Origin of the sequence: Metamycoplasma spumans (assembly GCF_041026625.1) — a bacterium.
GTDB classification, from domain to species: domain Bacteria; phylum Bacillota_I; class Bacilli_A; order Mycoplasmatales; family Metamycoplasmataceae; genus Metamycoplasma; species Metamycoplasma spumans.
The window spans coordinates 705,051-726,049 of record NZ_CP163393.1; the positions used below are offsets into that span (position 1 = coordinate 705,051).

At 26.3% G+C, this 20,999-nt stretch carries 21 protein-coding genes, 1 tRNA gene and 1 rRNA gene; 14 read left to right on the top strand and 9 right to left on the bottom strand.

Going from position 1 to position 20,999, the window contains the following annotated elements; all coding sequences use genetic code 4:
* The first annotated feature begins 16 nt into the window (after positions 1-16).
* Positions 17-1,843 (top strand): ABC transporter ATP-binding protein, encoded by a 1,827-nt coding sequence (locus AB5V95_RS02970; protein ID WP_369085864.1) that lies wholly within the window; start codon positions 17-19, stop codon positions 1,841-1,843.
* Positions 1,836-3,701, top strand: coding sequence for an ABC transporter ATP-binding protein (locus AB5V95_RS02975; protein WP_369085865.1), 1,866 nt, complete (start codon positions 1,836-1,838; stop codon positions 3,699-3,701). The genes AB5V95_RS02970 and AB5V95_RS02975 overlap by 8 nt, the downstream gene beginning before the upstream one ends.
* 241 nt (positions 3,702-3,942) lie before the next feature.
* On the opposite strand, the gene AB5V95_RS02980 is transcribed toward AB5V95_RS02975, so the two are convergent.
* On the bottom strand, positions 3,943-4,155 hold the full coding sequence (locus tag AB5V95_RS02980; protein ID WP_369085866.1) for a hypothetical protein: 213 nt from the start codon (positions 4,153-4,155) through the stop codon (positions 3,943-3,945).
* Between the two features lie 245 nt (positions 4,156-4,400).
* Here AB5V95_RS02980 and AB5V95_RS02985 point away from each other — a divergent pair, with 245 nt between their 5' ends.
* The 6 genes from AB5V95_RS02985 to AB5V95_RS03010 all read left to right on the top strand — a co-directional run bounded on the left by AB5V95_RS02985 (position 4,401) and on the right by AB5V95_RS03010 (position 9,835).
* A complete protein-coding gene (locus AB5V95_RS02985; protein ID WP_369085867.1) occupies positions 4,401-4,790 on the top strand; it encodes a hypothetical protein in 390 nt (129 codons plus the stop codon).
* A complete protein-coding gene (locus AB5V95_RS02990; protein WP_369085868.1) occupies positions 4,780-5,484 on the top strand; it encodes a hypothetical protein in 705 nt (234 codons plus the stop codon). The genes AB5V95_RS02985 and AB5V95_RS02990 overlap by 11 nt, the downstream gene beginning before the upstream one ends.
* A 311-nt stretch (positions 5,485-5,795) precedes the next feature.
* Positions 5,796-7,595, top strand: coding sequence for a translation elongation factor 4 (gene lepA / locus AB5V95_RS02995; protein ID WP_027122851.1), 1,800 nt, complete (start codon positions 5,796-5,798; stop codon positions 7,593-7,595).
* Positions 7,596-7,716: 121 nt separating this feature from the next.
* A complete protein-coding gene (locus AB5V95_RS03000) occupies positions 7,717-7,941 on the top strand; it encodes a YneF family protein (RefSeq protein WP_027122850.1) in 225 nt (74 codons plus the stop codon).
* Between the two features lie 152 nt (positions 7,942-8,093).
* The gene (locus tag AB5V95_RS03005; RefSeq protein WP_369085869.1) at positions 8,094-8,693 is read left to right on the top strand and encodes an FMN-dependent NADH-azoreductase; all 600 of its coding nucleotides are present in this window, start codon (positions 8,094-8,096) and stop codon (positions 8,691-8,693) included.
* 122 nt (positions 8,694-8,815) lie between these two features.
* Positions 8,816-9,835 carry a hypothetical protein gene (locus tag AB5V95_RS03010; RefSeq protein ID WP_369085870.1) on the top strand — a complete coding sequence of 340 codons (1,020 nt, stop codon included), beginning with the start codon at positions 8,816-8,818 and terminating at the stop codon, positions 9,833-9,835.
* Positions 9,836-9,958: 123 nt separating this feature from the next.
* On the opposite strand, the gene AB5V95_RS03015 is transcribed toward AB5V95_RS03010, so the two are convergent.
* The 4 genes from AB5V95_RS03015 to AB5V95_RS03030 all read right to left on the bottom strand — a co-directional run bounded on the left by AB5V95_RS03015 (position 9,959) and on the right by AB5V95_RS03030 (position 11,801).
* A tRNA-Arg gene (locus AB5V95_RS03015) sits at positions 9,959-10,033 on the bottom strand.
* A gap of 239 nt (positions 10,034-10,272) precedes the next feature.
* Positions 10,273-11,019 (bottom strand): hypothetical protein, encoded by a 747-nt coding sequence (locus AB5V95_RS03020; RefSeq protein ID WP_369085765.1) that lies wholly within the window; start codon positions 11,017-11,019, stop codon positions 10,273-10,275.
* Positions 10,968-11,486 carry a hypothetical protein gene (locus AB5V95_RS03025; protein WP_369085871.1) on the bottom strand — a complete coding sequence of 173 codons (519 nt, stop codon included), beginning with the start codon at positions 11,484-11,486 and terminating at the stop codon, positions 10,968-10,970. Before AB5V95_RS03025 ends, AB5V95_RS03020 begins: the two co-directional genes overlap by 52 nt.
* Before the next feature lie 27 nt (positions 11,487-11,513).
* A complete protein-coding gene (locus tag AB5V95_RS03030; RefSeq protein WP_369085872.1) occupies positions 11,514-11,801 on the bottom strand; it encodes a hypothetical protein in 288 nt (95 codons plus the stop codon).
* Positions 11,802-12,216: 415 nt separating this feature from the next.
* Between AB5V95_RS03030 and lysS the strand changes: the two genes are divergently transcribed.
* From lysS to rrf, 4 genes are all read left to right on the top strand, one after another.
* The gene (lysS, locus tag AB5V95_RS03035) at positions 12,217-13,698 is read left to right on the top strand and encodes a lysine--tRNA ligase (protein WP_027122847.1); all 1,482 of its coding nucleotides are present in this window, start codon (positions 12,217-12,219) and stop codon (positions 13,696-13,698) included.
* Positions 13,699-13,752: 54 nt separating this feature from the next.
* Positions 13,753-14,403 carry a Fic family protein gene (locus AB5V95_RS03040; protein WP_369085873.1) on the top strand — a complete coding sequence of 217 codons (651 nt, stop codon included), beginning with the start codon at positions 13,753-13,755 and terminating at the stop codon, positions 14,401-14,403.
* 494 nt (positions 14,404-14,897) lie between these two features.
* Positions 14,898-15,614, top strand: coding sequence for a hypothetical protein (locus tag AB5V95_RS03045; protein WP_369085874.1), 717 nt, complete (start codon positions 14,898-14,900; stop codon positions 15,612-15,614).
* Positions 15,615-15,670: 56 nt separating this feature from the next.
* A 5S ribosomal RNA gene (rrf, locus tag AB5V95_RS03050) occupies positions 15,671-15,775 on the top strand.
* 51 nt (positions 15,776-15,826) lie between these two features.
* On the opposite strand, the gene thiI is transcribed toward rrf, so the two are convergent.
* The 4 genes from thiI to AB5V95_RS03070 form a co-directional block, all read right to left on the bottom strand.
* Positions 15,827-16,969 carry a tRNA uracil 4-sulfurtransferase ThiI gene (gene thiI / locus AB5V95_RS03055; protein WP_369085875.1) on the bottom strand — a complete coding sequence of 381 codons (1,143 nt, stop codon included), beginning with the start codon at positions 16,967-16,969 and terminating at the stop codon, positions 15,827-15,829.
* A 12-nt stretch (positions 16,970-16,981) separates the two neighbouring features.
* On the bottom strand, positions 16,982-18,571 hold the full coding sequence (locus AB5V95_RS03060; RefSeq protein ID WP_369085876.1) for a hypothetical protein: 1,590 nt from the start codon (positions 18,569-18,571) through the stop codon (positions 16,982-16,984).
* A 317-nt stretch (positions 18,572-18,888) separates the two neighbouring features.
* Entirely contained in the window at positions 18,889-19,635 is a 747-nt protein-coding gene (locus AB5V95_RS03065; RefSeq protein WP_369085765.1) for a hypothetical protein, read from the bottom strand.
* Positions 19,584-20,417: a hypothetical protein gene (locus AB5V95_RS03070; RefSeq protein ID WP_369085783.1), complete on the bottom strand. Its 834-nt coding sequence runs from the start codon at positions 20,415-20,417 to the stop codon at positions 19,584-19,586. The genes AB5V95_RS03065 and AB5V95_RS03070 overlap by 52 nt, the downstream gene beginning before the upstream one ends.
* Before the next feature lie 143 nt (positions 20,418-20,560).
* On the opposite strand from AB5V95_RS03070, the gene rpmG reads away from it, so the two are divergent.
* A complete protein-coding gene (rpmG, locus tag AB5V95_RS03075) occupies positions 20,561-20,707 on the top strand; it encodes a 50S ribosomal protein L33 (RefSeq protein WP_084466303.1) in 147 nt (48 codons plus the stop codon).
* Positions 20,707-20,994, top strand: coding sequence for a preprotein translocase subunit SecE (gene secE, locus AB5V95_RS03080; protein ID WP_369085877.1), 288 nt, complete (start codon positions 20,707-20,709; stop codon positions 20,992-20,994). Before rpmG ends, secE begins: the two co-directional genes overlap by 1 nt.
* The last annotated feature ends 5 nt before the right edge of the window (positions 20,995-20,999 follow it).

Consider the following 20,999-nt stretch of genomic DNA (forward strand, 5'->3'; position numbering starts at 1 on the left):
ATGAAAAGGAGGTACAATGCTTAGATTATATAAATACATGGATGCAAAGTTCAAATGACTTTCTTGGCTAGCCGTATTTCTGACTTTTATTCAAGTAGGTGCATTTTTATTAATACCTATATTTGTTGGTCACATGACGGGTTTTATTGCTCAACAAGCAGTAATGAAAGTAAATGGTATACCTGATACTTTTAAACAAACTGTTACTATTTTAAAAATTGATTTTGAATATGCTAACATTGCAGAAGCTTTAAAATGACTATCAGTAAGCTTTACAATAGCATTAATTTTAGGAACAGCATCAAGTATATTAGCTGCTATTATAGCCTCTTATGTTAATACTGCGGGAGCAAAACAAATAAGATATAGACTTTGAAAACATTTAGGTGAATTATCAGAAAAAGATATTGAAGCATTTACTCATGCGAAAATTTTAACTAGATTTACAATTGATATAAGCCGTATTCAAGCTGGATTAATGACATTATTAAGAACAATGATTATTGGTCCGTTTAATTTAGTATTTGGTTTAGTTTTCTCATTATTAACGGATTTAAAATTATCAATTGTATTAGGAGTTTTAATTCCGGTTTTAGCAATTACAATTATTGCTTCGGGAGCTTATTTAGTTCCTTTATTTAAAAAAGAACAAAAATTGTATGACTCAATGAATGTTGAAAGTCAAGAAAATATTCTTGGAGCTAAGGTTATTAAATCATATAACATGGAGATGTTGCAATCTGAAAAATTTGAAAAAGTTAATTTAGGTTGAAAAGCCGTTTCTAAAAAATCATGGGCTTCATATAATATTACTTTTAACTTAATTAATATATTTGCAAACTTGGCAACAGCCTTTATTTTATATGTGGTTGGTTTGAATTCGAGATCAATAGAAGACCCTGTTCAATTCAAAAATGTTATAACAAATACAACAACATTTACAAACTACGTAATGTTTATAACAATAGGTGTTGTTATGTCTTCATTTGTTATTTTTACAATTTTTAGAGCTAGTGTAGCTTCTAAAAAGATTTTAGAAATCCTGAATAAAGAAGCAGATATTAAATTTATTAAATCAGATAAAGTTATTACCAATGGAAAAATAGAATTTGAAAATGTGTCATTTAGATATTATGCAAATTCAGAAAAAAATGTTTTAGAAGATATTTCATTTTCAGTAAATCCTGGAGAAATTTTAGGGATTATTGGACCAACTGGATCTGGAAAAAGTACTATTGCAAAACTAATTAATTTAGACTTTAAATCGCAATATGGGCTAATAAAAATTGATGGTAATGATATTAGAGAAATCGATACACTATCGTTGCGTAATAATATATCACACGTTTATCAAAAGCCTGCTCTTTTAAGTGGAACTATTAAAAGCAATTTATTATTTGCTAAACCAGATGCAACTGATGAAGAAATAATTAATGCTTCTAAAAATGCTTGCGCATATGAATATATAAGCAGATTTAAAGAAGGTTTTGATCACAAAGTTGAACAAAAGGGTGTTAATTTATCAGGTGGCCAAAAACAAAGACTTTCAATTGCTCAAGGCATTATAAGAAGACCAAAAATTTTAATTCTAGATGACTCAACTTCTGCTTTAGATGCTAAAACTGAGGCCTTAGTTAGATCAAATATTAGAAAAGAATTCAAAGAAGAAAAAATAACAACAGTTATTGTTGCACAAAAAATTTCTTCAATTATTGATGCTGATAAGATTTTAGTAATTGAACATGGTAAAATCATTGCCCAAGGTACACATGAAGAATTATTAAAAACAAACAGTTTATATAATGAAATTGCAGTTTCTCAGTTAGGAGGTGAAGATGCTTAATTTAGATCCCCTTAAATCTGATAAAAAAATTAAAGATATGTCTAAACTTGAGAAAAAGGCTTTTTATAAAAAACAATCTTCTATTAAAAAAGAAAGTTTTAGAAAATTGATTAAATATTTAAATTACCGTCGTGGAATGTTTTTTGCAATAATACTGACAACGTTTATTTCGGCAATGCTATCAAGTGTAGGAATTTATTTTATGGGCTATATAATGAATAATTATTTAACTATTAACTTCTTACATTACAATTTTGATGCTCTAACATTTTTAGGAGTAATTTTAGGGTTAATTGCCATATATATTGTTCAGCAAATATTTGGATATTTATCAAGTGATTTATCCGTTAGGGCGGGAGTATTGACGGCTGTAATAATGCGAAACGATGCATATAAAGCTATTATGAATATGCCAATATCATTTTTTGATTCTGTTAATAGTGGTGAACTTATGTCAATATTAACAAATGATATCGACAACGTTTCTAATGGTCTTAGCGGATCGCTTAATGCTATTATTTCAACTATATTTACTGTTTTAACATCACTTGGATTCATGTTATATTATTCAATTTATTTAACATTATTCGTATTAGTTTTATTTCCACTATTTTTCGGTATTGCATTTATTATTATGAAAAAAGCAATACCTCAATATGGAAAAACTCAAAAAAGAGTAGCTAATTTAAATGGTTATATTGAAGAACACTTAGCGGCTCATCACATTATTAAATCATTTAATCAAAATAAATCAATTAATGAAGAGTTTGAAATTAGAAATAAAAAACTTTTTAAATCAATGTATAAAGCCAGTCTATATTCAGGTGTGATTTGACCATATGCTAATGCTGTTACAAATGTTTTACAATTAATTATTGTTGGTATTGCTTCGGCATTTACTTTAGCAGGAATTGGTACAGGTTCTAATTCTTCATTTAATGGTGGTATAATTGCTTCATTTATGATTTATATTAGAATGATGTCAAACCAAATAGGACGTACATTTGAAAACCTTGCTGGTATACAAACTGCATCAGTGTCAGCCACTCGTGTATTTGCAGTTATTGCTTTAAAACCTGAAATTGATGAGTCAAAATTAGGTCTAATTGATAATATTAAAGGTGATGTTGAGTTTAAAGACGTTTCATTTTCATATGATAAGAAGAGTGATAAGTTGCAACTAAAAAATGCAAGCTTTAAAGCTAAAAAAGGTGAAGTATTTGCCATTGTTGGCCCAACTGGTGCAGGTAAAACAACAATAATTAATTTATTAAGCAAGTTTTATTTACCAAATTCAGGTCAAATTTTAATTGATGGTTATGATTCATCGCAAATTAATGAACACAGTTGAAGAAACCAAATGTCTATTGTTTTACAAGATACATTTTTATTTAAAACTTCAATTATGGAAAATTTAAAATATGCTAATAAAAATGCGACCGAAGAAGAAATAATGCAAGCCGCAAAAATTAGTAGAGCTTCTGATTTTATTGAGCAATTAAAAGACGGATATAATACAATTGTCGAAGAAGGTGGCTCGAACTTTTCACAAGGCGAAAGACAGCTTTTAGCAATTACTAGAGCTATTATTGCTAATAAAAATATCTTAATTTTAGATGAAGCAACCTCAAATGTTGATACTAGAACTGAAAAAAATATTCAAGCAGCTATGTTTGAATTAATGAAAGGTAAAACTTCATTTGTTATTGCTCATAGACTTTCAACAATTATTAACGCTGATCAAATTTTAGTTATAAAAGACGGAGAAATTATTGAAAGAGGAACTCATAAAGAACTACTTAAACTTGGTGGTTTTTATGAAAAACTATACCACTCTTCGTTTGATGAAGATGCATAGAATAATTAAAAATCTGAACTTTATTTTGGTTCAGATTTTTTAATATTTCTATGCCTTTAGTATTTTTAGTAAAAAGTTATTGCTTTGATATGTTTTATCTGTTTTTTTCAGTATTTCATTGAGTTTTTCTATTGAACTAGAGCCGTATATGTAAAAATTATGTTCAGAATCATTTTTAATTTCCTGACCATCAACATTGACACAAACAATTGCCAGTGTGATTTTTAAATTTGAGTTTAAGTTATTTTTTTGTATATTTTTTATATTCTTCAATCAAAATTTTTGTCTTTTCTTTATTGATATCTTCCTCGTATTTCTTGACTTCTAAATATATATAATGATCATTTTTAACAACAATAAAATCGGGGTAACTATTTTTTACTTCGAATTCAGCTATATATTCAAAATTTATTCCACTGTGCACTGGGTTTTTAGTTCACAATTTTATTTTCATAAATTACTGCAATGCTTTTATACATTTTATTACCTTAAACTAAAATACTCTTACATGTGTTTTAAAGTAATTTAATAAAGATTCACAATATCTTTATAGGAGTATTTACATATTCATGTATTTATAATAATTTCCAACTCAAGGGCGTATTAAAATTAATAAGGATTTTATACATGAAAATTACTCTTCTATGATTAATTTGGTAAAATTTTATAAAAAAATAATGATAAAACAAAAGGAGCAAAATGAAAGAGAAATTATTAAGAGATTGTCAAAAAAAAGAAAAATTAAATACTGTTTTAGGAATTCTTGTTTTTACAATTTATCCATTTTTATATATTATTTTTATGGTTGTGTCCATATTTTTAATGCATTATAAAACTCCTGTAGAAAAATTTATTAGCATAACAACTATTACAAGTGCAACTCTGTTAACATCGTTTATGGTTTTATTTATTGTATACATAATATTGTATATATCAAATACTAGGCTATTATATTTTTGCAGCGCTCTTGTTTGCGAAGACAAGTATTCTATATTTATGACTTATAAAAAACTTAAAAAAATAAGAATGATAAATTCGTCATATAGAAAGTTAGAAAAAGAAATTGAGGTATTTATAAATGGAATTTAAGACTTACAGAAAATGAAAAAAACTAATTTATACATTCAATTTTTTATGCTTAATAAGTTCATTAATTAATATAGTATTTTGATCTTCGGCATTTATTTATTTGCCAATTTTAATCAATCCTTATTCAATTACTTTTATTATGGCTTTATGAATATTTATTTCAGTATTTTATACTCTTAAGAATTACTATCATAAAAAAATAAAGAATAATATTGGTAAGTTAGCCTTTTTAGTCAATGAAAAGTTTGAGTTGTTGTTTAATTTTAAAACTAAAAAAGTAAAAAAGAATATCGAAGTATTAAATATGACTGCAAAATCAGGCGGATTAAATTACATTTTATATAATGATGATTATAACCTTGCCCTTGATGAGCAAATGTTAAAATCATTACAAGATTATTTGAAAAGTTCTGGTAACCCATTTTGTAATGTTGTGTTTAATGAAGACATTAAAAATATAGATGAAATAAAATCTGATTTAATCGATGTTATAGAAGTAGATAAATTAACTTATAAATTTGTTTTTAAGGTTGAAAATTTAGATTACTATAAATTTTTAATTTGATTAAAAACTAATGATATAAATAAAATCGAAACGAATGATAATATCTTAAACGAATTAATTAATTTTCACAAAATTAAAAACAACGAGAAAATTGTTGTGGATGCGCTTAGATGACAACGAAAAGTCTAATAAATTAAGTTATTGTTTATTTATATAAATTTTTGGGCAGTTTTAAACTATCCTAACTTATGTTTAAACCCCAATTTAATATAGCTGAATAGCACATTAAAAAATAAAATAATCTAGGCTTTGGTGAGCCTAGTTTTTTTAATAAATTTTTAGTTCATTTTGTTAATCGTAATATTTGTTTTATTTCTTTAATTTTTAGCTTAGATATGTCTAATTATTTATTTTTAAATTAAACAATAAATCAATTTAAAAACACACTTAAATCGTTTTTTATAAAAAAAGCCAAGTTTAAAATATAATTTTAAAGAATTATGACAAACAATAAGATTAGAAATTTTGCTATTATAGCCCATATCGACCATGGGAAAAGTACTCTAGCTGATAGAATTTTGGAATTCACTAATACAATAACCGCCCGTGAAGCTAAACCTCAAATTTTAGATTCTATGGATTTAGAACAAGAGAGAGGAATCACAATTAAACTAAATGCAATACAAATCAAATATAAAGATTATGTATTTCATTTAATTGATACACCAGGGCATGTTGACTTTACTTATGAGGTTTCAAGAAGTTTAGCAGCTTGCGAAGGTGCTTTATTATTAGTTGACGCTACTCAAGGCATTCAAGCTCAAACATTGGCTAATGTTTATTTAGCTATTGAAAATAATTTAGAAATTATTCCGATTATTAATAAAGTTGATTTGATTAGTGCTGATCCAGATAGAGTAAAGAAAGAAATTGAAGATATCATAGGTATTGATGCCTCTGATGCTATTTTGATATCGGCTAAAACGGGTTTAAATATTGATCAAGTTGTTGAAGCGATTATTCAGCGTGTTCCAGCCCCAAAAGAAGCGGATACAACCAAACCGCTTGAAGGATTAATCTTTGATAGTTATTTTGATAACTATCGTGGCGTTGTGATTTATACAAGAATTTTTAATGGTGAAGTTAATATTGGTGATGAAATTTATTTCATGCAAACCAAGAAAAAATATACAGTTACTGAACTTGGTGTTAAAAACCCTAACGAGATTAAAACAGATAAATTATCAGCTGGCGAAGTTGGCTGAATTGCCGCTTCAATTCGTGATGTTAAAGATGTTGCTGTTGGGGATACAATAACACATGCTAATAATCCAGTAGCATTCCCATTACCCGGCTATAAAAAATTAAAACCTGTTGTTTATACTGGTTTTTATCCAGTTGATACTCGTGATTACAATGACTTAAAAGACGCATTAGAGAAAATTAGTCTTTCAGATTCATCAATAGTATGAGAACCAGAAACTTCAAAAGCACTAGGTTTTGGTTTTAGAATTGGTTTTCTAGGTCTTTTACACATGGATGTTTTACAAGAAAGATTAGAACGTGAGTTTAATTTAGATATTATTGCAACAGCACCTTCAGTTGAGTTTGTCATTACATTAACAAACGGAGATATTCAATATATAACTAACCCTTCATTATTTCCGGATAGAAGTTTAATAAAAATGATTGAAGAGCCTTATATTAGGGCAAATATTATGCTTACAGAAGAGTATTTAGGTTCGATTATGGAACTATGTCAATCGAAACGTGGCAAGTATGTGGACATTGAATATCTAGATGATACAAGACGTAGATTAATTTACGAATTACCACTTAATGAAACAATATTTGACTTTTTTGATTTAATGAAGAGTTATTCTAAAGGATATGCATCATTTGATTATGATTACATTGGCTTAAGAGAAAGTGACTTAGTAAAAGTTGATATTCTTTTAAATGGTGAAAAAATTGATGCCTTATCTATGATTGTTCACCGTGATTTTGCTTACAACAAAAGTCGTGAATTAACCGAAAAATTAAAATCTGTTGTTCCGAGACAAAACTTTGAAATTCCGGTTCAAGCAACAATTGGATCGAAAATTATTGCAAGAGAAACTATTAAAGCTTATCGTAAAGACGTTACTGCTAAATTATACGGTGGGGACGTTACCAGACGTCAGAAGCTTTTAAACAAACAAAAAGCTGGTAAAAAACGGATGAAACAAATTGGAACAGTAGAAGTTCCACAAGAAGCTTTCTTAGCAATATTAAAAACTGATACATCTAAGAAAAACTAAATATTAAAATCCATAATTATTTAGCACTTATGTTGCAACTTATTTATGGTATAATGGTTTTAGTTAATTTATTAAATAATAAATAATTAATTTATATATGCATTTGGAAAGGAAAAATATGGTGCCAGGTTGAGCAATTGCTTTATTAGTTATCTTACCTATTTTATTTGGTGCTTTAGGAGCATTTTTAGGTATTTGAATTACTCAAAAGAAATTTAAAAAACAACTTAAAGAAAATCCGCCTATTACTGAAAAAATGATTAGAGTCATGTTTCAACAAATGGGAAGAAAAGCTTCAGAAGCGCAAATTAAACAAGTTATGCGTTCAATGAAAAACGCAAAATAATAATGAAATTTTAAAATCGGAAATGTTCCGATTTTTTTTATTTTAATGCGAAATAATACATTAAAAAATGCTAAAAATGAAATTTTTTATATATTTTTAGTATAATGTTTGAGCATTAAAACATTAAATTAAAAGTTATAGGAGAGAATAATATGGCAAAAGTATTAGTTTTATATGGTTCACCATTACCAAAAGAATATTCAGTTTCAACTGCAGTATTAGACTATTTCGTGAACAAATATAAAGAATTAAACCCAAATGATGAAATTATTACATTAGATTTAAACAACGAAGAAATGGCATTAGTTTCACAATCATCAAACAATATGATGAACACATACAACGAAGAACTATCAGGAAAATATATTGATTTATTAAAAACTGTTGATAAAGTTATTATGAATGCACCAATGATTAACTACAACGTTCCAGTAACAATTAAAAACTTCTTTGACAGAATTTCAGTTCCTGACAAAACATTTTCATACAAATATTCAAAAAGCGGCGGATCAATCGGTCTATTAGACAATTTAAAAGTTCAAGTTTTAGCAACACAAGGCGCTCCTTTAGGATGATATGCATGAGCTAGCCACGTTTCATTTTTAGAAGGTATTTGAAACTTCTTAGGTGCTAAATTAAACCCAACATTTCTATACCATGGTGTTAAAGTAGCTCCATTAAATGAAAAAACACCAGCTGATTTAGTTGAATTAAGAAAGTCTGAACTTGACGAATTAGCAAAATCATTTTAATAATATTTAATAAGTCGATTTTTCGGCTTATTTTTTTATTGTTTTTCTAGTTAAAAAATCGCTAATGGGTCATCTTTAATTGTTTTGTGCTATAATTGAAAAATATTTTTAGGAGGTTAATTATGAAAAAATCTTTAAAATTGTCATTTTTAATAGCTGGTTTTTCTTCGTTGTCAGTGTTGCCAGTTGCGGCAATATCTTGTAATAAAGAACAACCAAATAATGTAGATGATAATCACAAAACAGAAGATAAAAAAGATAAAGAAACTGAAAATATAAATAAAAACGATCAGAAAGCAGAAGAATCCAAACAAGATTCAAATGCAAATACTGAAAACAAAACAGAAGAAACAAATAAAAATGATGACTCTTCAAATACAGACACTGGAACTAATGATAAAAAAGATGAAAATCAAGGGACTGATCAAGGCGGTTCTTCTTCTAATCAACCAGAAGGTTCAACAAATGGAAATGAAGGTTCGACTGGTGGCGACGCAAATCAAAACACACCTGAAAAGCAACCTGATTCAGGAGCAAATCAAGGACAAGATTCTAATGCTGGTGAAGTAGATAAACCTAAAAACTCAGCTAACGAATACAATACAAAAGAAAATATAAAAACTAATTTTATGTTGAAATTAATAGAGCATGTAAATAATAGTCTTGAAGAAAAAATGAACACTAGATTAGATGCAAACTATAACGAGTTCAAAACTGATTTTATAGAACCAAATAAAGCAAGTTTACAATCAAATGACCCTATTTATCAAAAAGAGACCTTTGACGTAGAAAAAGTTAAAGCCAAATTATTAGAAGTTAATTCTTCATTAGAAAGCAACAATGACTTTAATAACAATTTATACTATATTAGTGTTTCACAAGAATTCAAAAAATATTCAGAAAAATTAATAGAGTTATATCAAGCTGTTGAGGTTTTAGATTATCCATTATCATTTGAAGATAAGACTCAAGTTTCAACTTTATTAACGAAAGTTCAAGAAGTACTAAATCAAGATAAATTTACTGCCTTAAAAGAATTTGTTAAATTAGCAAGTCAAAAACCAGCTCCATCAAATTATTTCTTTATTGACGATTTAACAAAAGAAATTGTTTCTAAATTTGTAGCAAAACAAAATGCATAATATAAAAAATATTCGGCGTAAAACCGAATATTTTATTTTTTGAATGTAGCTTTTAAATTAGAAAATGATCGACTAAATTTTATTTAAAAAAACAAAAGAACGTGATCCGATCTTTTGTTCATATGGCGATCATGGCAGGAGTTGAACCTGTGACCCTAAGCTTAGGAGGCTTATGCTCTTCCACTGAGCTACATGACCATTAATTAATATTTTACTTGCTTTTTGTATTAAAATTTACAAAAATTAAACATAAAAAATGTTAATTCTTAATCAAATTGCAACATTTTTATAGTTTAAAAATGTTTATTAAACTTATGATATCAAATTTATTTTTTAAGACCTAAAAATTTAAGCCAGTAATCAGGAAAAATTAGCAAAGTGTTATACTTTGCTATTATTTTTTTTAAATCTGTATATCTTAAAATAAAAATTAAAATCTACTTAAAATATTCAGATAGGTTATTATCTACTTCTTTAATTGCGTTTTTAAACATTGATTTTAAGTGGTTCATTTCTTCTTTTAAACCCGAAGTATTTAATTTAAATTTTTCTAAATTTCTAATCAAGTAATTAAACTTATCAGTAAATGTTGAAACTACTGACTTATGCGTTACGACTATCAAACTTAATTTATAAGCCAAATCATCTCAAACGTCAAGATTTTTGCCTATTAAAAAAATCTCTTGTGAGTTAAAGTTAGATAAATCACTGCTTGCTTTGTAACGATTTTCTGGAGTTTTGAAAAAATATTCACCACTTGAGTTCATACAAAATAAAACTTTTATTTTTTTTGAAAAATTAACTCTATTGCCGTTAGTATCAACTGGGGCATAATATTCGTTTAGGTATTTAACTGCACCTGAATGAGTTTTATTTTTAAAATGATAATCAACATACCAACCAGGGTCGCCTTCATTTATTTTTCTAAAACAGTTTTTATCACTATTTCTTTCTAATTTTGGAGATATAGAATTAAAGTGATTTATTAATTCGTCTTCAATCTTACTTATTTCTGTTCAATGTTTTATATTCTTTGTTTTAAAGAATATGGGATAATTTAATTGAGCAGTTTTAAAAGACCTTTCAACAAAAGACTTAAATTGCGGAACACTAGAAGATTGAACTTCGATGCCTAAAGATCGCAAATACTCAGTAATAGGTGTGTATGAAGACTCTTTTTTCAAAAAGTTGTTCTTTTATCGGTCTTTATAATCTGCGGAATTCCGTGTGTTCTAAAAAGTTTTTCAAGCAGATTCATATAACCAATATTGGTTTCTTCTTTAGACACATGGACTGCTAAAAGCCTACCAGTGGCAGGGTCAATAGCGTGGTAAGTATGAAAAGTTTCACCCAACCCCATTGTGTCTGGCGTAGCATCAATCTCAACGATCATGCCTGGAGAAAGATTTTTCCAGGTATTTTTTATTACCGCATTTTTCTCTATTGTTTTAAGATTCTCTAATCTGCTATTTATTGCATAATAAAATATTGTTTCTGGAACTGCGTCATTTAAAATATTTCTTGCGTTTCTTTTAGCTTCTTTTCTAGTTGATTTGTGCGAGTGTTCTGTTGCATATCCTCTTTTTAAAGTACGTCTGTAAAGAGTTTTTAAAGACATTATTGAACCTTTTGTTCTATAATAAATAGCCATAGTAACATTTTTAGTTCTATCTGTAGGTTAATCAAAAACAAAAGAGCTAAAATCTCTGATCTTTTCAATTTCAGAATCTACAAGATCATCGCTAAACTTTTGTCTATATTTATTTCCTTTATTTTTGTGCGAGACATTAAATGTTCCGTCAAAATTTATAGATTTCTTAATTTTAGAAACTGTAAAACGACTAACCTCGTGTTTTATGGCGATTTGGTTTATTTTTAATTTTCCATTAGTTATATCTGTATAAATATCTTTTCTTTTTTTCTCAAAATCTGTTAAATTCTGGATTTCTATTTTTTTATATTTCACTTTACCTCCTATAATGATTTTAAACTATAGGATGTTGCAAAATGATTGAGAATTACAATGTAGCAAAATATTTGAGAATTCACATTTGTATTAAAATTTACAAAAATTAAACATAAAAAAAATAATATATTATAATATTCAAAGTTTTCAAGGAGTTTAAATGAGCAAACAATTAACTTTATTTAATTTTGTTTTATTAGCATTCAGAAATGAATGCTCATTTAAGCTTGCACGGAAGAGTTTGGGGTTAGGTTTATAAAACCTACCTAATTTTAAATGTATTAGGTTTATCCCCATTGACGTTTATTTTTATAATAACTTATAACACAATATACCAATTAATAACTAATAATATATAATTTAATTAATTGACATAAATGTAAGTCAATTTTAATATTAAAATTAAGGAATCAAAATGGAAAGAAAATTTACAGAACAAGAACAAGTTAGAAGAGAAAAAATCGAATCATTAGCAAAAAATGGAATTAGAGCATTTAATGCAACTATCAAACCAACAACAAACTCATTAGAAATTGAAAAACAATTTTCAAATTCAACAAGAGAAGAAATTGAATCACAAAACTTAACTGAAACAGTTAACGGCCGTGTTGTTGCACAACGTGGACCATTTATCGTTTTACAAGATAGATACGGAACAATCCAAGTTTACATCGATAAAAAAACATTAGATGAGCAAACATTAGAATTATTACACCAATTAGACTTAGGTGATATTGTTTCTGCTACAGGTTTACTATCAAAAACACACACCAACGCTTTAATGGTTAAAGCTCAATCTTTAACATTATTAACAAAAGCATTAAAACCTTTACCAGATAAATACCACGGCTTAGCTGACATTGAAGATAGAAGACGTTATAGATATGTTGATTTAATTGTTAATGAACAATCACGTCGTACTTTTGAATTAAGAACAAAAATTATTAAAGGTGTTAGAGAATACTTTGATAATTTAGATTATTTAGATGTTGATACTCCTGTATTACACCCTATTTTAGGTGGAGCAGCAGCTAGACCATTTGTTACATTTTACAATGCATTAGATCGTAATTTTTATTTAAGAATCGCAACAGAATTACCACTTAAAAAATTATTAGTAGGTGGACTTGAAAGAGTGTATGAAATTGGTCGTATTTTTAGAAATGAAGGTGTTGATACAACACATAACCCTGAATTTACATCAATCGAATTTTATGAAGCATACTCAGATATTTGAGGAATGATGGACAGAACAGAAGGTGTGTTCAAACACTTAACAGAAAAATTAGGCATTAATAAAGTTACATTTAACGGTATGGAAATCGAATTTAAATATCCATTTGCAAGATTAAATATGGTTGATGCTGTTTCTGAAAAAGTTGGAGTTAATGTAAGAGAATTAAATGATGAACAAGCAATTGCGTTAGCTAAAAAACACGGTGTTAAAGTTGAAAAATACTTTAAATTAGGACACGTAATCAATGAATTATTTGAAAAATATGTTGAAGAAACTTTAATTCAACCTACATTTGTATACGGACACCCAATTGAAATTTCACCACTAGCATTTAAAGAATTAGATGATGAAAGATTTACTCAAAGAGCCGAATTATTCATCGGTAAAAAAGAGTTTGCAAATATGTTTACCGAATTAACAGATCCAATTGATCAATTAGAACGTTTTGAAGCTCAATTAGAAGAAAAAGAAGCTGGAAACGAAGAAGCTAATGAAATTGATTGAGATTTCGTAAATGCTTTAGAATATGGAATGCCTCCTGCTGGTGGATGTGGTATTGGAATTGATCGTTTAGTTATGTTATTAACTGAAAATGATTCAATTCGTGATATTCTTTTATTCCCACAACTAAAAGATTCAAAAGAATTGGGCGGAAATTAAACTGGTTTAAACCAGTTTTTTTATATTCATTTAAAATAATAATAGAGGTAAATTATGCAAATTGAAGATAATGAAAAATTAAAGATTTTTTTAGTTCATAGTTCATGCGCTATTGAAGGCAATAGTTATAGTTTAGACGAATGTTATGATTTAATACTGAATGATCAATATAATAAAGATAAAACATTAATTGAATCATATGAAATAAAGAATTATTATAATTGTTTGTCATATATATTCAACCGTTATAAACACCTTCAAATTTCTAATAATCTTATATTAGATTTACATTTTATGCTGATGAAGAATATTATTTCTGATAATGGTAGATTTAAACAAAACAACAATAAAATATCGGGATCAAAATTTCAAACATGCGATTATAAAAACGTCTATGGTGAGTTAAATACTATTAATTTTGAATATTTAAAAGATATTAGTTTGGCAAAAACTGACAAAGAAAAGTATTTTGCCATTTATAAATATCATTGAAAATATGAATGAATTCATCCATTTAGTGATGGCAATGGCAGAAGCGGAAGGCTTTTAATGATGTTAATGTTTTTAGCAAATGATTTAAAAATTTTAAATGTACCATATCAAGATAAATATAGATATTATGACTTTTTAAATAACTTTAAAGAAAATGAAAGTCTAGAAGTTTATGAAAACTTTCATTCATTCTTAGAAGATTTCACTGATTAAAAATATTGATGCAAAAAGTTCGCATAAGAATAAAATTTAATTATTAAAATATATTAGTACAGAGAAAATTAATATCAATGTAAGCATCTAATTTAATAAATTGAAGAAGCTTGCATGATAATGATTTACAATTATATAAATACTCGTTTAATAGTAATATATCGAAGGAAAGGACTGGGTTATGAATAAGAAAATTCAAGTAATTTTGTTTGTTAAATATCTGTTGCAATTAGCATTATTTTGCGCTATTGGTGTTTTATTTTTTCTAAGCATTAAAAACATCAATTTAAGGAGCGATATTAAAACCAATGTTTATTTTTGATCGACAATTTCTTTATCGATTATATTTATATTGTCGAGTGTTAATGTTTATTATTGGTCAATTATCTGCTTTTCTATTATTTTAAATGACAAATTTTCTCAACGCTGACTGGGAAAGAGGCTGTTGATATTTAAAATGGATTTATTTTATTTATTTATAAGAAAGGAATATCGTGAATACTTATCAAGAGTTTAAAAGATTGAAAAATAACTGAAAGAAATTTGAGATTATTCATTATATTTCCAATATCAATATTCTTTTATTTATTCCTTTCTTTATTTTGTTTATATTTGGGTGAAAAAGCTTTCAACAAAAAGTTATGCCGAGTCTTTATATAATTATTCCTTTCTTTATCATGTGTGCGTATATAGCAATATCGGGAGTTTTATATTTTGTTTTAAAATCAGATTTTGGTCATATTAATAAATTAATTACCAAGAAAAATAAATTGTTATTAGACTTTAAAAATAATAAATTTAATAAGAGACTTATTAATGTAATACTTGAATCATCAAGATTATCTAGTCTAGATTATATTTTTAATTTCGTTGCTTCACAACCCAAATCTCCAAATCCAAATTTATTATTTTTAGAAAATTATTTCAAGAATTCATTTAACCCGTTTATTACTATTAAATTTGATAATGAAGAAAAAGTTATTAAATTAGAAAATGAATATATAAAAGTTGAAAAAAGTGAAGATGATATTTATAAAATAACTTTTTCAAAAGAAAATATATTATATTATGAGTTTTTGAACTTAATAAAGCACTTTGATAATATTCAACTTATTTCAACTAATGACAATATCTTAAAAGAGCTTTTAGCTTATAAAGGTTTTGATATTTCTAACTTAGAAATTAAAGATGAATTAGAGTGACAAAAATAGAAAAATAAAAAAAATAAATTTTTTGTAAAACATTTTAAAAATGTGTATAATAATACCATAGCAACCATAACGAAGGGGTCCCACCTGATTCCATTCCGAACTCAGCAGTTAAGCCCTTCAGTGCCGAAAATACCAAGAGGGAAGATAGGTCGTTGCTTTTTTTTATTATCTTTTTTAATTTTAAAACTCCGATAAAAATCGGAGTTTATTTTTTATATTGTATATTTTTTGATTTGCATTTCGTTAATAACTTCGTCTTCAAGTTGATCTAGTAAATTTAGCTCTTCTTCAAGACGTCTAGCTTCTTCACGATTAGGTTTGGTAACGGGGTTTTTAGGAGCAAATAGTTCGCAAGTTTCGCAAGCTCTTTGAATTGAAATTTCCATTGTGTCAATTTTTTCAGCTATTTTTATTGTTTCATTTTTATCAAAAGAAAGAAGTGGTCTAAAAATAGGCAAATCACAAACTTCTGAAATGGTATAAATTGATTCAAGGGTTTGTGAAGCAACTTGGGCTAAATTTTCTCCGTTAGATATAGCTTTGATATTGAATTTATTAGCAATTTTATTAGCAATACGGTAAAAACTTCTACGCATTAATGTAATTTTATATTTTTGATTTGATACTAAGCCAATGTAGTTCATAATCTTTGTGTAATTGATTTGGTATAAGGTTGCTTGCCCTTGATATTTAGTAATTTGATTAATGATGCGATCAATTTTATCTGTTGTCAATTTATCAGTGTGAGGTGGCGTAATAAAGTTTAAAAAGACAACTTCAAGACCTCTTTTTTGAAGTAAATGAGCCGCAACAGGTGAATCAATTCCACCACTGATTAGATGCAGTGTTTTACTTGAGCTAAATACTGGCATGCCACCTAGACCATAAACATAGTCGATAAAAATATAAGCACTATAATCTCTAATTTCAATATAAATTTTAAGGTCAGGTGATTTTAAATTAACTGTTTTATTTTCAGTGTTTTTTAAAACCACACCACCAAAATGCATATTTAATTCCGATGAACTCATGTGAAAGTTTTTGTTGTGTCTTCTTGCATCAATTGCAAAAGAGTTGAATGTTTTTTCTTTAATAATATTTTTAACAACTTCTTCAATATCCTCTAAATTGTTTTTCACTTCAAAAACGGGTGAATATGAAGAAATTCCAAAAATATATTTAAGTGCTTCGAAATTTTCAGGACTATATTTTATAAACGCACGATCATATTCAACTTTTATGTCGTCTTTTTGAATATACATGGCCAAATTCTTTTTAAGTTGTTGAATAAAATCTTTTTTATTATCGCCCTTTAAGGTTAGTTCGCCATATCTAATTAAAATTTTTTGATACATATATTCTCCTATTTAGTTAATACTATCTTTAATAAAATTATCAACTAATGAAATTGCTTCTTCATTTTCATTTTGATTATACTTTTCAAGAATTTGTTTATATAAAGTCATAATGTTTTTATCTTGCCCTACATATCTAGCAAGCTCTTTAATTAAGCTGTTAAGCAAGTCTTTAGTTTCTAATCTAATTGCTATATTATAAATAAAAATGTTCATTTTTAAAATCAAAATTTCTTTATACTCATAATCTAATTGATTGATTTTATTCTCTTTTATCAAAGATTTTAAATAACTAAAGTACTTAGCTTCTTCAGTTAATAGTTTTAGATTTTTTATATTTATCTGAGCAAGCAAAATATTGATTAACTTTTCATACGATAAAATCTTTGAATTAAGATTATTTTCATCGCTTGTTAGTTTATTTTTTATAATTTTGTTCTGTAAATCACTAATTAATAAAATTTCTTGAATGAAATTAATAACCTGCTTATCAAAACTATCTGGATTGTGTTTAATAAGTTTATCAAGTCAATTTTCTAATTGCAATATTTCTATTATGGATTGATTTTTCTCTGCTAGGTTTTTATATTTATTTAGATAGTTAATGTCTATATTATTTTTTAAATTAGCTAGTATAACATCATGATTTCTTTGAATTTTTTTAAAAATAATTACTATTTGCGAAGCTTGTTTTTTAATTAATAAAACCTGACTTATTTTTTGATATATAAAAGTTTTAATATCTTTAAACTCTTTTAAAAAAATATTAATGTATTGATCAACTTCGTTTTCTCAAAATTCAATATCAAATTTTTCTATGTGATGTTTAGTTTTTTTAATAAGATCAATAACATTTTGTTCTATTAATTGCTCGACTTTACTAACAAAAATTGAGCTAAAAATATTCTTATTTTCATCAAATAATTTGATGGTATTTTGATAATCTTGCATACAATAGATGTTAATAAACTTTTGGTATTGAAAAGTTTTGTAAATTAGCTTGCCATAGTGTTTAATTAAAGATCTTAAAGTTTCTAATTTTTTTTCAATTTCAATATCATCACTATGTAAATAATTATCATTGTTAAATCATGTTATATTTTGAATGATTAAGTTTTGAAGTTTAATAACTTTTCCTTTAATTAGTTCAGTATATTCATAATCAATATTTTTTTTAGTAAAATCTTCGATTTGTTTATAAAAGTTATTATATTCAGAAATTAAAGAAAAAATTTTGCTTATTTTTTCAAAATCAAAATTTGAAAAATTTTCAATATCATTATAAATTTGATCCATTTGTTTAAATAATTTATTTGCTTCTTTTTTCTTAATCTTAATCTTTTTTAAACACTTAAATTCAAATGCCTTGTGGTTTAAATTGTGATTATCAAACTTGCTTTTTATTTCATCATAGTTAATTATGAATTGTTTAAAAAGTTGTTCAAACTCAATATATTTTATGGAAGTTTTTTGATCAAGCTCATCAATTTTTTTATTTTTTTTAGCTAACTCAGAAAAACGATAAGACATTTTTTTAATAATTTTGTATTTTGAATTTAATTGTTCATTTCATCAATCAAATTGCTCTATGCTCTTTTGCAATTTGTCATTTAAAATGTAATAAATCAACGCTATTACATACAAGATTGTTAAAAGTACTAAAAAAAATATTAGAATTCACATATCTAATATTATAAAAAATAATATTATTATTAAAATTCATTAACTTAAAAAAATAGTGTTAATTCTTAATCAAATTGCAACATTTTTATAGTTTAAAAATGTTTATTAAACTTATGATATCAAATTTATTTTTTAAGACCTAAAAATTTAAGCCAGTAATCAGGAAAAATTAGCAAAGTGTTATACTTTGCTATTATTTTTTTTAAATCTGTATATCTTAAAATAAAAATTAAAATCTACTTAAAATATTCAGATAGGTTATTATCTACTTCTTTAATTGCGTTTTTAAACATTGATTTTAAGTGGTTCATTTCTTCTTTTAAACCCGAAGTATTTAATTTAAATTTTTCTAAATTTCTAATCAAGTAATTAAACTTATCAGTAAATGTTGAAACTACTGACTTATGCGTTACGACTATCAAACTTAATTTATAAGCCAAATCATCTCAAACGTCAAGATTTTTGCCTATTAAAAAAATCTCTTGTGAGTTAAAGTTAGATAAATCACTGCTTGCTTTGTAACGATTTTCTGGAGTTTTGAAAAAATATTCACCACTTGAGTTCATACAAAATAAAACTTTTATTTTTTTTGAAAAATTAACTCTATTGCCGTTAGTATCAACTGGGGCATAATATTCGTTTAGGTATTTAACTGCACCTGAATGAGTTTTATTTTTAAAATGATAATCAACATACCAACCAGGGTCGCCTTCATTTATTTTTCTAAAACAGTTTTTATCACTATTTCTTTCTAATTTTGGAGATATAGAATTAAAGTGATTTATTAATTCGTCTTCAATCTTACTTATTTCTGTTCAATGTTTTATATTCTTTGTTTTAAAGAATATGGGATAATTTAATTGAGCAGTTTTAAAAGACCTTTCAACAAAAGACTTAAATTGCGGAACACTAGAAGATTGAACTTCGATGCCTAAAGATCGCAAATACTCAGTAATAGGTGTGTATGAAGACTCTTTTTTCAAAAAGTTGTTCTTTTATCGGTCTTTATAATCTGCGGAATTCCGTGTGTTCTAAAAAGTTTTTCAAGCAGATTCATATAACCAATATTGGTTTCTTCTTTAGACACATGGACTGCTAAAAGCCTACCAGTGGCAGGGTCAATAGCGTGGTAAGTATGAAAAGTTTCACCCAACCCCATTGTGTCTGGCGTAGCATCAATCTCAACAATCATGCCTGGAGAAAGATTTTTCCAGGTATTTTTTATTACCGCATTTTTCTCTATTGTTTTAAGATTCTCTAATCTGCTATTTATTGCATAATAAAATATTGTTTCTGGAACTGCGTCATTTAAAATATTTCTTGCGTTTCTTTTAGCTTCTTTTCTAGTTGATTTGTGCGAGTGTTCTGTTGCATATCCTCTTTTTAAAGTACGTCTGTAAAGAGTTTTTAAAGACATTATTGAACCTTTTGTTCTATAATAAATAGCCATAGTAACATTTTTAGTTCTATCTGTAGGTTGATCAAAAACAAAAGAGCTAAAATCTCTGATCTTTTCAATTTCAGAATCTACAAGATCATCGCTAAACTTTTGTCTATATTTATTTCCTTTATTTTTGTGCGAGACATTAAATGTTCCGTCAAAATTTATAGATTTCTTAATTTTAGAAACTGTAAAACGACTAACCTCGTGTTTTATGGCGATTTGGTTTATTTTTAATTTTCCATTAGTTATATCTGTATAAATATCTTTTCTTTTTTTCTCAAAATCTGTTAAATTCTGGATTTCTATTTTTTTATATTTCACTTTACCTCCTATAATGATTTTAAACTATAGGATGTTGCAAAATGATTGAGAATTACAATGTAGCAAAATATTTGAGAATTCACATATTATTATTAAAATTCATTAACTTAAAAAAATAGAAAAATTTAATATAATTAATAAATATGAAAAAAACAAAGAAAGTTACATTAGCATGTCAAGAATGCTTACAAAAAAATTACTCAGTTAATAAAAGTAGTTTAGCAAGGCTGGAAATAAAAAAGTTTTGTAAACACTGCAACGTTCAAACATTACATAAAGAGGAAAAATAATGTCTGAAATTAAAACTAATGACAAAGAACAAAGAAAACTTCTTAAAAAACAAAAAAGAGAAGAAGCTAAAATGAAAAAAGAAGCTTTGAAGTTAGAAAAAAAACCAAAGCCTTCTACAATGAAAAACTGAGTTAAGGAAATTAAAAGAATTATTTGACCAAAATCTTCAAAGGCTTGAAGATGATTTGGAATAACAATAGCATTTTTACTAATAATGGGACTATTTTGTTTCTTAATCACACTAGGATTTACGTCAATGTGAAATGCAGTTGGAATTAAAGTTTAAGAATA